11 protein-coding genes are annotated in these 13,951 nt (G+C 56.8%); 7 read left to right on the top strand and 4 right to left on the bottom strand.

What is annotated here, in order from left to right:
* The first annotated feature begins 14 nt into the window (after positions 1-14).
* Complete coding sequence (locus tag IVB41_RS27505; RefSeq protein ID WP_247437113.1) at positions 15-1,538, top strand: lipopolysaccharide biosynthesis protein; 1,524 nt, start codon at positions 15-17, stop codon at positions 1,536-1,538.
* 151 nt (positions 1,539-1,689) lie between these two features.
* On the opposite strand, the gene IVB41_RS27510 is transcribed toward IVB41_RS27505, so the two are convergent.
* Positions 1,690-2,721, bottom strand: a complete 1,032-nt coding sequence (locus IVB41_RS27510; protein ID WP_247437115.1) for a methyltransferase domain-containing protein — start codon at positions 2,719-2,721, stop codon at positions 1,690-1,692.
* Positions 2,722-3,138: 417 nt separating this feature from the next.
* Between IVB41_RS27510 and IVB41_RS27515 the strand changes: the two genes are divergently transcribed.
* The 6 genes from IVB41_RS27515 (at position 3,139) to IVB41_RS27540 (ending at position 9,525) form a co-directional block, all read left to right on the top strand.
* A complete protein-coding gene (locus tag IVB41_RS27515; protein ID WP_247437118.1) occupies positions 3,139-4,221 on the top strand; it encodes a glycosyltransferase in 1,083 nt (360 codons plus the stop codon).
* Between the two features lie 46 nt (positions 4,222-4,267).
* On the top strand, positions 4,268-5,380 hold the full coding sequence (locus tag IVB41_RS27520) for a DegT/DnrJ/EryC1/StrS aminotransferase family protein (RefSeq protein WP_247437120.1): 1,113 nt from the start codon (positions 4,268-4,270) through the stop codon (positions 5,378-5,380).
* Positions 5,381-5,469: 89 nt separating this feature from the next.
* The gene (locus tag IVB41_RS27525) at positions 5,470-6,147 is read left to right on the top strand and encodes a DUF268 domain-containing protein (protein WP_247437123.1); all 678 of its coding nucleotides are present in this window, start codon (positions 5,470-5,472) and stop codon (positions 6,145-6,147) included.
* 91 nt (positions 6,148-6,238) lie between these two features.
* Entirely contained in the window at positions 6,239-7,090 is an 852-nt protein-coding gene (locus IVB41_RS27530) for a class I SAM-dependent methyltransferase (RefSeq protein WP_247437125.1), read from the top strand.
* 15 nt (positions 7,091-7,105) lie between these two features.
* Positions 7,106-8,392: a DegT/DnrJ/EryC1/StrS aminotransferase family protein gene (locus IVB41_RS27535; protein ID WP_247437127.1), complete on the top strand. Its 1,287-nt coding sequence runs from the start codon at positions 7,106-7,108 to the stop codon at positions 8,390-8,392.
* The gene (locus IVB41_RS27540; RefSeq protein ID WP_247437130.1) at positions 8,389-9,525 is read left to right on the top strand and encodes a glycosyltransferase family 1 protein; all 1,137 of its coding nucleotides are present in this window, start codon (positions 8,389-8,391) and stop codon (positions 9,523-9,525) included. The genes IVB41_RS27535 and IVB41_RS27540 overlap by 4 nt, the downstream gene beginning before the upstream one ends.
* Positions 9,526-10,241: 716 nt before the next feature.
* On the opposite strand, the gene IVB41_RS27545 is transcribed toward IVB41_RS27540, so the two are convergent.
* The 3 genes from IVB41_RS27545 to IVB41_RS27555 all read right to left on the bottom strand — a co-directional run bounded on the left by IVB41_RS27545 (position 10,242) and on the right by IVB41_RS27555 (position 13,397).
* Complete coding sequence (locus IVB41_RS27545) at positions 10,242-11,627, bottom strand: hypothetical protein (protein WP_247437132.1); 1,386 nt, start codon at positions 11,625-11,627, stop codon at positions 10,242-10,244.
* Between the two features lie 904 nt (positions 11,628-12,531).
* Positions 12,532-12,849 carry a hypothetical protein gene (locus IVB41_RS27550; RefSeq protein ID WP_247437134.1) on the bottom strand — a complete coding sequence of 106 codons (318 nt, stop codon included), beginning with the start codon at positions 12,847-12,849 and terminating at the stop codon, positions 12,532-12,534.
* 68 nt (positions 12,850-12,917) lie between these two features.
* Positions 12,918-13,397, bottom strand: coding sequence for a transposase family protein (locus tag IVB41_RS27555; RefSeq protein WP_247437136.1), 480 nt, complete (start codon positions 13,395-13,397; stop codon positions 12,918-12,920).
* Positions 13,398-13,951 lie beyond the last annotated feature (554 nt).

Here is a 13,951-nt window from a genome sequence, read left to right on the forward strand (position 1 = left end):
TTCTGTGAGGACATGTGACGCTCCTGACCTCGAGCCGCGCGCGTCGTATTTTTGGGGGATGGTCAGCCAGCGTCGTGCAGGTGTTGCTCGCCCTGACGCAGCAAATCGTTCTCATTCCGATATTTTTGAAATACTGGACAAGCGATACCTTATCCGCCTGGCTGATAATTTTTGCCGCGGGTAGTCTCGTAGTTGCCGCTGATGCCGGCTTGCATGCTTGGTCAGTGAACCGTTTTCTTTCATTCAAATCGCGGATTGATTGCGACCGTCGGACCAGGCGATATTACGGTGCCATATTTCGGCTTTTCGTCTGGTTCACCGCGCTGATGGCGGTTTTGCTCCTGACGGTGGTTCAACTGGTTGCGCCTTCGAGCGTGCTTGGATTTTCTCAAGAGCCGAATTTCGATCTTGCCTTTGCGGTGATGACCTTAGGTCAGATTTTGACACTGCCGACGAATTTGGCCGGCTCGCTATACCGCGCGCGCGGGCTCTATGGACGAATAGTGATGGTTCAGGCGTGGGGCACCGCGCTCGGACAGCTCGGCCAGCTTGTTGGGATAGTCGCAACCAGCAGCCTGTTGGTTGTGGTCACAGCATATGTTGTGGGTCAAATTTTGACGATGATATACATCCTCTTCATCGATCTACACCGGCAATTCCCATTTATCAGAGATATTCGTCGTCGGATCTCCTTGCGCTGGACGGTTGGACAGCTCGTTGGTTCCTTCCCTTTTGCAGTGATGAATTTTGCCGAAATCGGACTTACCTATGTTTCCGTCTTGTTGATTGGCGCCTTCGTCACGGATCGCATTGCTATTGCCCAGTGGGGACTGACGCGCACAATCGTCGGCTTGCTAAGAGGCATTTGTCATCAGATGACGTTGTCGCTGGCGGCCGAACTCGGACACGATCATGCCATTGGCGCGCGAGACAGCCTGCAACGGCTCTATGCCAGGGGATCAATCCTCGTTACCCTATTTGCGAGCGCCACCACATCGGGCGCGCTGGTGTTTTGGCCGGACTTTTTTGAAATCTGGACCCATGGCGCCATTCCTTTCGATGCGACTCTTGCGTTCATCCTGCTTTTGGGCATGTGTGCCGGAGCGCCGTCCATTTTGGCCCTCAGCTACGCCAACTACAGCAACCGCGGGACCTTGCTGCTTTGGACCAAGTCTCTGCAACTAGCGATATTTCTGTTTCTGTCGTTCCTGCTGATCCCGCGTCTCGGACCTTTGGGAGCGGCAATTGCCCTAGTGTCGAGCGATCTAATTGCCCAAGTTGGCGTTCTTTTTATCGTCATTGTGCACGAAACCTTGACACGCCCGGTACGACACACCTTGCTCCTGATCGTGATGATGGTAACGGTCGTCTCGGGTGGATTCGGTATCGGCGAGGCGATTCGCTATTTGCTGCCTGGAGCGGGAATTGGACATTTCCTGACGGAGTGCGCGCTATGGCTGTCGGCAGTCGCTATGCTCGCAAGCACGCTGATGCACAAACCGGTTCGCGACAAGTTAGTGGACGCGATTCCCCACTAACAGCCGATTTCTGGCGCTTAGCCAGGCCTGACGAATGGGATGGTGCTGGTGAGCCCTGGCTTTTAAAGCAAGCCGGGGGACCTGTGTCGGCGTGACGGAGCGCTGGTCTAAAGTAGATTGTCTTGATGATATGCTCGGTGAGGAGCGTCCGCTACTTCGTGGCGAGCAAGGCGACGCCGCTGCCGAGCTTCCTGGCAAACGGGATGCAATTGCATATCGCGTCGTCGATATCGGCGACCCAAGTGGCCTGCGGAACTGAAAGCACGATACCCGCTTTTTGGGCCACAATGGAAGGATAGCGCGTCAAAGTTCCGTGTTGAATACATTCAGCATTGCTGAAAGCGCTGTAAATCGGGGATACGCGGGCTTTGTCGAGCGGCGAACAATAAGCGTTTGGCTCGCGCTTTCCGAATATTTTTGTTCCCCAAGTATAGCCGGGAGCTCGCCAGGGTTCGATAGCGGCGAACTTGCCGCCCGGTTTCAGAATTCTCGCGATCTCCAAAAACGCGATCTCGGTGCGCATGTGGTGCACGCAGCCGCCGACGTAACACACATCCAGATACGAGTCTTCAATCGGAATTTCCTCGGCAATGCCGACGATGCAGCGAAGCCGGTCCTCAAGTCCGAGCAGGCTTGCCAACGCGTTGGCGACGCTCGCCTCACCGTGCATGGGCGTAAGGAGAATTGATTCAGCGGCGCCGGCCAGCAGAAGCAGGACGGCAACCGAGCCCTTGCCGCCGATCTGGATGACGCGCTTTCCTCTGACCGATCCAATGTGACGATAACAGTCACGTTCTGCAGCGACATCGATCGTTTCGCAGTACCACAGGTCGGAGTCCGGGAATGGTCCTCGCTCTGCTTCAGAAAGTTTGGCGATCGAGCCTAGATGGCGAAGCGCCGCCGAGTCGCTGGTGTCGAGGGATCCGGTTTCTCGAATTTGCTTGGCGTGTTCGTACCCAGCCAAGTTGTAGAATTCCATCTCCTTATAGGCTTCGTCATACTGGGGCGCCCTGAGATTACGTGGCCACGGCGCTTGTTCGGTGACGGCCTCGGGTCCAAGCAGGATCGGGATGTCGTCCTTTACGGGATAGGAAATCGTGCCATCGGCGACCGCCAAATGATCACCGCTGAGCGCCGTCAGCGGCCGCTTGGTGATGGGACATACGAGGCCAGAAATATTCATCGGAAGTCCTTAGACCGGCGCGGATTTGGATCAATGGAAAATCGCGGCAGCTATCATTTTCGCCAATAGTGTCAAGCTCTTTGAGCGTTCTGCGATCAGTAAAAGCATGGATGTGCGACACAATTCAAGACAATCTTGGACCCGTCCTTATGTTAATGCCTTTGTCAGCCCAAAGCTGGTTCTTGCAGGTCGCCATCGACGATCATTGAAATCGGCCCCGCCGCGCGGTCCCGTCGTCGGAACTGCCGACCAGCTCCAGATCTTCATTGCGTGGGTCGAACAGCGCCCCAACGACTATCGACATTTATCTGTGAGGCTGGTACGTGCCGACAGATCACGGCTGTTATTGGCGGATGCGATTTCTCGCTTTCCAGGGCGCCCAGCAATCGCGATATGGGCCATTCGAGATCCCTTAGGATGAGAGTATTCCAAAGTTTTTGCTACTATCCGTCCTATCGGCCGCGCTTGCGACGGTTGGCCACCAATGCCGCGACTTTCAGGCAGCAGATCGAGGTTTTCTTTGCCGACAGGTACGGAGCCTCGCATATTTTGCTTCCGGTCATTCGCGCAGATCCGGATGCATTTTTCACAAATTGGGACGACGATGACCTCCAGCGCGCCTGGGCGCGCGAAGCCGGAATGGCGAAAAGCGCGTCGTTGGAGGATATCCTGCTGGCGCAAATCGAGTCCCATCGCACCGACATCTTTTACAATATCGATCCCGTTCGTCTTGAGAATGGGTTCCTGGCGCGGCTGCCGGGCTGTGTCAAAAAAACCATTGCGTGGCGCGCCGCGCCATCGGGCAACGTCGACTTCTCGAAGTACGATTTGGTCGTCTGTAACTTCCCCGCCATATTGGCTGATCTAAGCCAGCGCGGCTACAGAACGGCTTATTTTGCACCGGCGCACGATCCGGCGATGGATCCGTTTGCCGACAACAGCGAACGTCCGATCGACGTGATTTTTGTTGGCGGCTATTCGCGCCATCATTTGCGTCGTGCGGAAATATTGAATTCAGTTGCAGGCTTGGCAGACCAGTTCAAGATTGTATTTCACCTCGATGCGTCGCGATTGTCTCGACTTGCCGAGTCACCCATCGGATTCCTGCCGCCGCTGGCGCGGCATCGTCGACCACAAGACGTCCGCTCCGTTTCAAAGTTGCCCGCATTCGGTCTCGATCTCTATTACGCGCTGTCTCAAGCCAAGATCGTTCTCAACGGCGCGATCGATATGGCTGGAAACGACCGTGGCAACATGCGCTGCTTCGAGGGCATGGGCTGCGGTGCGCTACTGCTCTCCGACGACGGGAGATATCCGGATGGCATGGTTCCGGGCAACACGTTGCTTACCTACGACTCTGCCACTGACGCGGTTGCACAAATTCGGCGGCTGCTGGCAGATCACGATCAACGCAGAGCCATTGCGCGCGAAGGTCATAAAATGGTATCCACTAGGTATTCCAAGGAGATCCAGTGGCTGCGATTTCAAGAACTACTTTGACGGGCTTCTAGTCACTTCGACAAACGCGAACGAGAACGAGCGTCAGATGGATAGTTATATTCCGATTTCACAACCCTCAATCGGCGCACGAGAACGGGAGCTTGTCCTCGATGCGGTAGATTCCGGCTGGGTATCTTCCATTGGAAAATATATCGATGAGTTCGAAGCCACGTTTGCGCGATACTGCGGGACTGAATTTGCGCTGGCGGTGAGCAACGGCACGACCGGTCTTCATTTGGCCCTGGTGACACTTGGCCTTAGGCCTGGCGACGAGGTGATCATACCGGACCTGACATTTGTCGCGACGGCTAACGCCGTAGCATATACTGGCGCGACTCCCGTTCTCGCTGATATCGATCCCGATACGCTCTGCATGGATCCAGCATCGGTCGAGTCCCTGGTGACGGAGCGCACCAGAGTAATCATGCCAGTTCATCTTTATGGGCATCCGGCAGACATGGACGCGCTTGCCGGGATCGCGAAGCCCCGCGGTATTGCCGTCATCGAAGACGCTGCCGAGGCCCACGGTGCCGAATACAAGGGACGGCGGGTTGGGGGATTAAGTCAGTGTGGCGTATTCAGCTTTTATGGAAACAAGGTCGTGACCACCGGCGAGGGGGGCATGCTGACGACTAATGATCGCGCTTTTTACCAGCGGGCAAAACGGCTGCGGGATCACGCGATGTCCCCCGAACGCCGCTACTTCCATGACGAGCGCGGGTACAACTACCGCATGACAAATCTGCAGGCTGCATTGGGTGTCGCGCAAATGGAGCGCATCGATGATTTCCTGAAGGGTCGTGACGAAATCATGGCGTGGTATCGTTCGGCCATTCCTTCAAGCGAAACCGTTCGCCTGAACCGCGTCAAGAACTGGGCAGCCAGCGCTTTCTGGATGGTGTGTTTGGAAGTCGACGGCTTCAACGAGGCGCGACGCGAAGCATTCATGGGGAAGCTGAAGCAGCGGGGTATCGATTCTCGTCCGTACTTCTGCACGATGTCATCGATGCCGATGTACCAGCAGAAGCCATTGCCCGTTGCGGCGCGGAAGGCGCAATCAGGCCTCAATCTGCCATGCTTTGTCGGCCTCAGCAAAAAGGATGTCGAGCGCATCGGCGGCGTCGTCAACGAATTGCTTGCGGACGCTGACCAGAGATGAAGGATGCGCCACCGCCAATCTTGAATCGAATAGCCCGAAAGCTAAAATCGTTCTCGATGCGATCCGAACTTCGCGCGTATCAAAGTTCGATGTCGGCGGACAGCCCGTTGCGAGGATTGCCTGCGCACGTTGTTGGCGATGCGTCGGCGGATCCGACTGAATTCTTCACGCACTACGACGCCTTTGGCTACTGGTTGGCCGAGAAGCTTGCGCGCACAGATCGACGTCGGCGAATACTCGACATCGGCAGCCCCAAGACACAGAATGCAATCCTTTCCACCTCGCACGACGTGACGGCGGTCGTTCTCGCTGACTGCTCTGACAGGTTCAGCGCCGTCAAATACGTCGAGCACGATGTGACGCAACCGCTGCCGTTTGCGGCGGGATCGTTCGACTGTTTTACATCGGCCGCGGCGCTGCAACTAATCGGATTGGGGCGGTATGGAGACCGCATCGACGCAAACGCCTTGCCGAATCTTGTATCGGAGCTTGGTCGCGTCATGTCGGATGACGCCGAGCTCTTTTTGAGCATGGCGCTTGGCCCCAACATACTCATGTTCAACAACCATTGGTGCCTGGATCTGGAAACAATCCAGCGCGTGTTCAGGGGCTGGCGCCTCGCGGATGCAGTGGCTGACAATTGGTCCTCGCCGAAAGTTCACCCCACCGGCGACGCCTCGAAAAGATTCCTGACGCCGGAACAGCTTCCCATCATCGAGAAACGTGACTATCGGGTTGTCTTCTGTGCGTTTGTTCGAAATTCCTGATAACCCACGAGAGGCGACCACGACCAGGAATGGGGGATTGAGCACGGACCCTACTCATCTCGGATAAATACAACTTTAAATCGGTGCCTTGATGTTACAGGACAAAAAAGCCGCCCACTATAGCTGGGAAGAGGCGATCGCTATCCTTCGAAAAGATCCGCAGCATCGTGAGTTGATTCACAATGCATACTTGACGGCTGATTTGCACGATAATTGCCGGCGCTTTGCTGAAAGCGCCGAATTTGCCGAAGTTCTCAATTTGATCCGCACTCATAGGTCCGATGCGCGCGACGTCCTCGATGTTCCAAGCGGTAATGGCATCGCTGCTCTTGCATTCGCGCGTGCGGGCTTCAAGGTGGTCGCGGTTGAACCGGATCCTTCGGATTCAGTCGGTCGTGGTGCGATTGCCACATCCTTGTCGTTAGAGAACCTCGAGGCTAGGATTGTTGATGCGTTTGGCGAGAATCTGCCGTTCGCCTCTGACAGCTTCGACGTGGTCTATGTCAGGCAGGGCCTTCATCACGCCATGGATTTGAAGGCCATGCTGGCCGAGTATGCGCGTGTACTGCGTCCTGGCGGCCTGCTGTTGGGGTGCCGCGAGCATGTGGTCGACGACTATGAATCCAGTTTACAGGAATTTCTCGACGCCCAGGTGGATCATCAGCTTTATGGCGGGGAGAACGCGTTCACACTGTCCGACTATCGTGCAGCTTTCGTGGATGCAGGACTTCGCATCATTGAGGAAATCGGACCTTACGATTCACCGATCAATCTGCACCCCAATACGCCGGAGCTTCTTGCTGCCAAGATCTGCAAATCGGTGCCGGGTAGAATCCTCAGTTCGATTTTGCCGGAATCTACCGTTTTCAGACTTGGCATGTGGCAGTTGAAACGATCAAACCGCCCGGGGCGACTCTACTCTTTCGTCGCTTTGGCCTCATAGCGGTCGATCGAAACAATGCTCCAGCGCCTTCTTCCCCTTGTCGTATTGCTTCGCGAGCGATTTCCGCCCGCTTACGATTTGCTGGTGCGATTGGCCAAGCGCTTCATGGGGGGAGTGTTCGGCGTCTATCCTCGTGCCTTGGCCAATGAGGTAGGCGCTGTCACGGAAATCCTGCGAAGCTCGCAGTGGAACATGGCCTACGGACGGGGGCTCGCGCACGAGCGCCTCGAAAATGATTTCGCTGAAGCTGTTGGCGCCCGCCACGCGATTGCGGTCGCGAGCGGAGGTGTGGCGTTGCAAATGTCGCTGCGCGCCATGGGGCTAAAACCGGGCGACGAGGCGATCCATCAGGTCGACACCTGTTCCGCGACCGCGATGGCCGTGATGAACGCGGGTGTTACACCCGTTTTTGCGGATATCTCGGATTCCACGTTCATGCTCGACTGTTCCGACGTCCAGCGTCGGATCGGGCCACACACGCGGGCATTGATTGCCACCCACATGTGGGGAAATCCCGAGAATGTCTCCGCGCTGCGGACGTTGGCGCGCGAGCACGGCCTGAAGTTGATCGAAGATGCTTGCCTCGGCCTTGGTGCCGTCGTGGACGGAAGACCTGCTGGCTCCTGGGGCGACGTCGGCGTGTTTTCGTTCGGGTGCATCAAGCCGATTCAAACCGGCGAAGGAGGGATGATCGTCACCCATGACGAAACGCTCGCGCGGGAACTCAGGTCGCTGCGTCACTGGGGCGATCGTACCATCGAATTTGGCGTTCGTGACGCAACACAGTTGGCGTGGAACGGCCGCATGTCCGAGATTCTTGCCGGCGTCGCCCGCGAACAGTTGCGCGGGTATCCAAGGCACCTGAAGGAGGTGCGCGACGCAGTCGGCGAATTTCAGATCTTCCTTGAAGGTTTTCCGGGCCTGTCGCTCGTGCTTGGCATGGCCGACTCGGTTTCGAGTTGCGCCTTCACCCAGGCCGTCCTGCGCGTCGACGCGGCGTCGCTGGGCTTTGGCAAGACGGAGCTGATGGCGGAATTGACGAGAAACGGCGTCGCCAATTGGCATGCCAACTTCGAACTCATCAATGGCCTTTCTTTCTTCCGTTCCGGAGGATGGCGGGACTGGATTTTACGCGGCGATATCGATCGCGTCGGAAAAAACAACGATGGGCCGTTTCCGGCAGCCGAGCGGGTATATGCGCATGACGGCGTTGGCCTCGGCAAGATGAACTTTCTTTCGCCTGGCAACCGCAAGCACCTGGAGTCGGTTCTCCGCTCCCTGACAAAAGGGAGAGCTGCTTGACAAAACTTGGCGTTGTGGTGCTGTCGGCGCCGGACCTCGGAGGAACATACCAATATTCGCTGTCGATGCTGGAAGCGCTCCGCCATACGCAGGCCTATGAAATTACGCTTTATGCCGACCCTTCGAACAAGGATCTCGTGAAACTGGGGTATCCAATTCGCAAATTCACCGAGCCCCGCTGGAAGCAATTGAGTTACCTGGCGGCCGATGCGCTGGGCCTGAAACTGGAAGATCCGTTTGTTGACGAAGATATCCTGATCGCTCCGATCTATTCTCTGGCTCTGCTCCAGACCGCGAAACCATTTGTCTACACACTGCACGATCTGCAGGAGTTCTACTATCCGCAGAATTTTTCCTGGGCACAAAGACTCTGGCGCCGCAGGGTCCATGTTTGCCTGTCCCGCAGGGCAGGGCGCATAATCTGCGAGTCGGAATACGTGAAATCGGACATCGTCCGTTTCTTTGGCGTGCGGGATGAATGCGTTGCGGTTATCGCAGCTCCGCCGTTGCGGCAGAGGACCGCGGAGTTCGACGCAGCGGAACTTGAAGAGGTCCGTGGCCGCCTTCGTTTGCCGGATCGCTTTATATTGTACCCCGCGCAGTTTTGGCCGCACAAGAATCATCTCCGCCTGATCGATGCATTCAAGCAGGTCGTCGCCAAGGCGCCTGAATTGAAACTGGTCTTGACCGGAAAAAAACGCGATGACTATGAGGTCGTGATGAGAGCGGTCGGGGAAGCCGGCCTCGAAGGCAATATTTTGCATCTGGGCTACATTGAGCAGTCCGATTTGCAGGCGATCTACCATCTTGCGGCCGCACTTGTGATGCCATCCTTGTTCGAAAGCGTCAGTATACCCATTTATGAAGCCTTTGAGGCGGGCACACCAGTCGCAGCCTCCAATATCCTTTCGATTCCGGAGCAAGTGGGAAGCGCGGCTTTGCAGTTTGACCCTTTTTCAAGTTCTTCCATAGCTGAGAGTATATTAAAACTTGCCCATGACCCGGGACTTGCGAAGAGGCTAGGAGCGCTGGGGCGCGATAGAATCGCGTCAATGACGCCGCAAACCTACTGCAGTCGATTGCAGAATTTGTTGACACAAATCGCAAACGCGAAGCTCATCAGAGCTGACTAGAATCTTTGCGCGCGTGGGGTCAGCCAAAACAGTTGCTTCGGCGGAGCTGAAACTCCTGATCGCAAGCACGGATTGTTTCGCCGTCGATCCTTCCTTCGCTGATTTGTGCAGGGTTGCAAGGTTTCCCTTTTCGCCTTCGCCGTGGACCACCATGGGACGTAATATGTGGACGAAGCGCCTCCTGAGCGATCGGATTGTTCGGCAACTTCGAGTGTCCTCTTCCCCAGTCTTCTCTTGATCTTGGCTTTCGGTTTCAAGGCGTTCTTCCTGGACTGATTGCCAGGGCGATCCTACGAGGCAGCTCGCACTACGTACATCGGCTAACTTCCGCTGGCGCGCTAATGCGTCGCGGTCGTCAACGAGCAGCGCCTAGGCGATCGATTTGGAGCTTTGCTCTCGAAGGCCCAAGCACTCTCTCGGAGACGCTTCTGCCTTTCGATGGTGGAAGCCGTCGTGGACGTCGCGAGGGTATGAGCTGAGCCCGCTTTCGGGTCCGTGAACGATGAGAATCCATGACCGAATAGCTTATGACGTGCATAGGAGGCGGCATGATCGCAATCGTACTGTGTCAACCGTTGCCACGATGATTGTGCCCGTCCTTGGCAGTTGAACGTGTGAGACACGAGATTAATACTACATCAGGGGGGCAGATGGAAATGTTGCACCGGCGATATTCTTCGGTCGCTTGACGATTGACCCGGTCAAAACGCTCACCTTCAGCGGCGAATGTATAGCTTGAGACAAAAATTCAATAGTTGTTTGTTGATTCTAGTTCGAGAGAAACTACCGGCGCCATGTTCGAACATTGTGCGTGGCGTTACGTACCACAGTAGGAAAAGAAGCGCGGCCCCGTTCGTCAGTAAGGTCGTTGTAAGGGGCACGTTTAAAAGCAACTGGGGAAAAACCCCGCCCGATAACAGAACAAAACTTGGGGGTAAGCCTGCGGACAGACGATTTCCCAGGGCGACTACAAAGCCGCATGCGAGGACGGCGAATGGCGCCAAAAGCGGACCGACAGACGCAATGCCTTCCGTCGCAAATAAAGAGGCGTTTAAGTTCCCCAGTTGATAGTTCTTTGCCATCACGATCGACAGCGGGTCACTGTAAGGGCATTGGACGAATGGCTTCAAAAACGAAATTTGGCAGAAATACGTGTAGTCATGCCTCGAAAAAAAATCGTTGTACACATCAATAGCGGCAGAAGGAAAGGCAATCATCCTAAAGTTTATTGACCCGAACCACTCTATGAAATGTTGGTAGGAAATCGCTCCCGACTTATACAGAGCGGACAAGGCCAGACCGGTCGACAGCGGAAGAAATAGTGACAGCACCACTGCAATGCGAGGGTTAAACCTGGATAGCAATGTGAGAAGCAGCAGCCAGAACGGCGCAAGGAGCGTCAGTTTTGTGAGTGCGATCGGGTAACACAGCAGCATCAGCAGCAGCGCTGCGGCGGCACGTCGGTGATTTCGGCGGGTCACGAAGCATGCAAATGCGAAAGGCAGCAGCGCGTTCGGGGTTATGCCGATTGCGTATCTCATAAAGGCGGGAAGGTCGAGTTCGCTGCGAGCGCTGTACATTTCAGCGAGGCCGACAAATCTAAAATTGTAGATGGCGCCGGTTATGACGACCGCCGTCCCTAATACGAGTATGAATGACAACAAGCGATCGAGCGCTGGCTCTGACAATACCAGCCTTTGCTTGATTGGCGACGTCAGGAATAGCGCCGGCGCGAGGAATGCCGACGCGCAGGAAAAAGCCGAAATGGCGCCTAAGAGATGATCGTATCGGAATAGCGAAAATTCGGCGAGCCAAAGATACCCGAGAACCATCGTGTAGAGATAGAACCCCACAAAATAGCCGAAGCTGAAGCGGGCAAACACGAATAGCGCAGAGGCAGCTGCAAACGGCGCAACCATCATGATGGCGCCGTAGAGGCGCGTCGTGTCGAACATAATCAATTTAAGATATGCGTAAAATTCGGCGACGAAGATCAGCGACAGGCAGCACGCGACGATGTGGAGCCCCAATAGTGTGCCTAGCCAGAGTTGGACGCGCGACCGCACCGGAAAACTCAGGGGTCTGTCAGACACTTCGCTCATGCTCGCCTAGGCAGGATTTCAGGGGAGCGTTCAGCGCGCTGAATCCGGATGATGCTACAGGTAGAACGATCAAAGGTTGAACTTCACCGGAACGATTCGCCCTCGGCAACCCTGGACCGCATTGGCGGTTCATTCAAGATGGTGTGCAATCCAGTGCGAGCAGTTTTCTAGGCCTCGCAATCAGCGGACAGCCAATTCGGTGCCAAATCGAACTTTGACCGCCGGCCTTAATAAGTACCTTACGCCATCCTTCGGGAACTGGTATTAACCGAGGAGGTCGGTTCTGGCTAGCTCGATAACGCGTAATCACATCGGAAACTGTAAGCGGCATCGAATCCGATACGATAGGTCTCACCGCGGGCGCGCGGATTGACCAGTGCAGTTGCCACGGCAGAACAGAAATTCTCAACCGACAGCACCGACCGTCGAGCCCTTAGCGCTCCGAATCGCAATGGAAGCGATAGGCGCGAGATTCTGCGAAGGGCTCGCATAGTTGCCCTTCTCGCCGTCCCCATAAATCACAACAGGGCGCTGAATTGTAAACGAAACGCCTGTCGACCGTACCGATAGCTCGGCGGCCAATTTTGACCCTCGTATTGCCGCATCAGCAAATGTTACCGTGATGGCACGGATGCGAGGTCGACTGATCGGCCGCGCCCGCCAGCTTTCCCGGCTTGCTCGACGAAAGGGGCTGTGGGCGGGTCGGGCCCTACATAGCCCGAGCCGTCCACAACGCCGGGCGATGAAGCGGTGGCCGAGGCATCCGCAAGCGGCCGCTCCGCGACCAACTGCTCGGCAGTCTGCTGTCTAAGCGCCCTTAGTAGGCGCTGCACGATCGAATGCTGTCTCGCCCCGAACTCCTCGGGGTGAGTTTCGCTCAGCCGACCGACGATTGCGAGCGCCGTCAGTTGCGGCTGCTCCGCGACCCAGTCCTCGATAGCAGCAATATGCGGGTCGAGCTTGGACGGCATGCGAGCCCTGGTTTTATAGGGCCGACGAGTCCGCCGGCGCGTGGCACGCGGGCGGTTACCCTCTTGCCGAGCGTCTTCGCGAACGTCGCCGCGGTCACCGGCGCGTTGCTCGTGTGAGCAGAACGCAGGCCGCGCGCCTGTCCGGCACGACGATCGACGCGATTGCCGAGTTCGTCCTGGGTTGCGCGAATCTCGGCCAACAGCGCGACCGGATCGAGCGAGCGATACTGATCGCGCAGCCGTTTCTTCACGGCAGTGGTCACCTTGGGATGCGCTAATGCACGCTCGTAGGGCGTCGATGGGGGATGATAGCACTTGATCACTTTAGCCCTTCGCGGCGCTTCTCCTTCAGCTTGAACGACGGCTGGAAGAAGTTGACGTAAAGTCGTGACGCCGCATAGAGGCGGCCCATCACGCGCGCCGTCTCGACGCCATCGAAGCGGCCATAGGCCATGAGGCGACGGACGACGGCACCATTCTTCTGCTCGACGAATGCTTGATCGTTCTTCTTGTACGCGCGCGAGCGCGTCACTTGGAGCTTCTGTTCGCGACACCATGGCACGACGACGTCGTTCATGAACGCGCTGTCGTTGTCGAAGACAACGCCGCGCAACAACCAGGGGAATAGGCTCTGTGCGCGGTTGATCGCTTCGACGACCAGCGAACCCTCCCGCGTCAGCAACGGCAGGCACTCCGTCCAACCACTGGCGATATCGACCATCGTCAGGGTCTGGATGAACGAGTCGGCCACCGACGTGCCGCCATGGGCGACCATGTCGACCTCGCAGAAGCCGGGCACCGGGCTGTTCCAGTCATTGAACGTGCGAATCGGGACCTCGCGCCGGATTGCGAATAGAATCCGGCACGGCGCCGCCTGCCGCGACTCGCCGCAATCTTCACATCGACGAGCAGGCGATCGATGGTGGCGGCGCTGATGGCCAGAACACGATCTCGATCCGCCTGGCCAAGCCGCAATCGGCCGTGTTGCTCGAGCGCCGGCAGCAAGGTCGGGATCATCACCTTGAGCTGCTTGCCGCACACCCGATCCGACGCCTCCCACAGCGCAGTCATCGCGTCCTTGATCGTCGTACCATATCTACGTTTGCGCTCTTGTGGATTCTCGATCTCGCTGGGCCCAACTGTCGAGCGTCGTCCGAGCGCGCGCACCGCATGTTTACGATGCCAGCCCGTCATCGCGCACAGCGCGTCGAGGATCCGTCCTTTTCCGCCCGCTTGGCGGACCCGGTATTGCTCCGTCACCGCTGACACCTTCGCGCCGCGCGCCCATGCTGATCTTTTCTCGCCGTAGTGGCCACGGAGCCAATTCGGTGCCACCGCCCCAATCAATGGCGA

The organism is Bradyrhizobium sp. 44 (assembly GCF_023073095.1).
Taxonomy (GTDB): domain Bacteria; phylum Pseudomonadota; class Alphaproteobacteria; order Rhizobiales; family Xanthobacteraceae; genus Bradyrhizobium.

What these genes read in the sequence shown, in the direction of transcription:
- IVB41_RS27530 (WP_247437125.1), top strand. Translation starts at nt 6,239, where the DNA reads ATGTTACAGGACAAAAAAGCCGCCCACTATAGCTGGGAAGAGGCGATC.
- IVB41_RS27535 (WP_247437127.1), top strand. Translation starts at nt 7,106, where the DNA reads ATGCTCCAGCGCCTTCTTCCCCTTGTCGTATTGCTTCGCGAGCGATTT.
- IVB41_RS27545 (WP_247437132.1), bottom strand. Translation starts at nt 11,627, where the DNA reads ATGAGCGAAGTGTCTGACAGACCCCTGAGTTTTCCGGTGCGGTCGCGC.
- IVB41_RS27510 (WP_247437115.1), bottom strand. Translation starts at nt 2,721, where the DNA reads ATGAATATTTCTGGCCTCGTATGTCCCATCACCAAGCGGCCGCTGACG.
- IVB41_RS27515 (WP_247437118.1), top strand. Translation starts at nt 3,139, where the DNA reads ATGAGAGTATTCCAAAGTTTTTGCTACTATCCGTCCTATCGGCCGCGC.
- IVB41_RS27525 (WP_247437123.1), top strand. Translation starts at nt 5,470, where the DNA reads ATGTCGGCGGACAGCCCGTTGCGAGGATTGCCTGCGCACGTTGTTGGC.
- IVB41_RS27520 (WP_247437120.1), top strand. Translation starts at nt 4,268, where the DNA reads ATGGATAGTTATATTCCGATTTCACAACCCTCAATCGGCGCACGAGAA.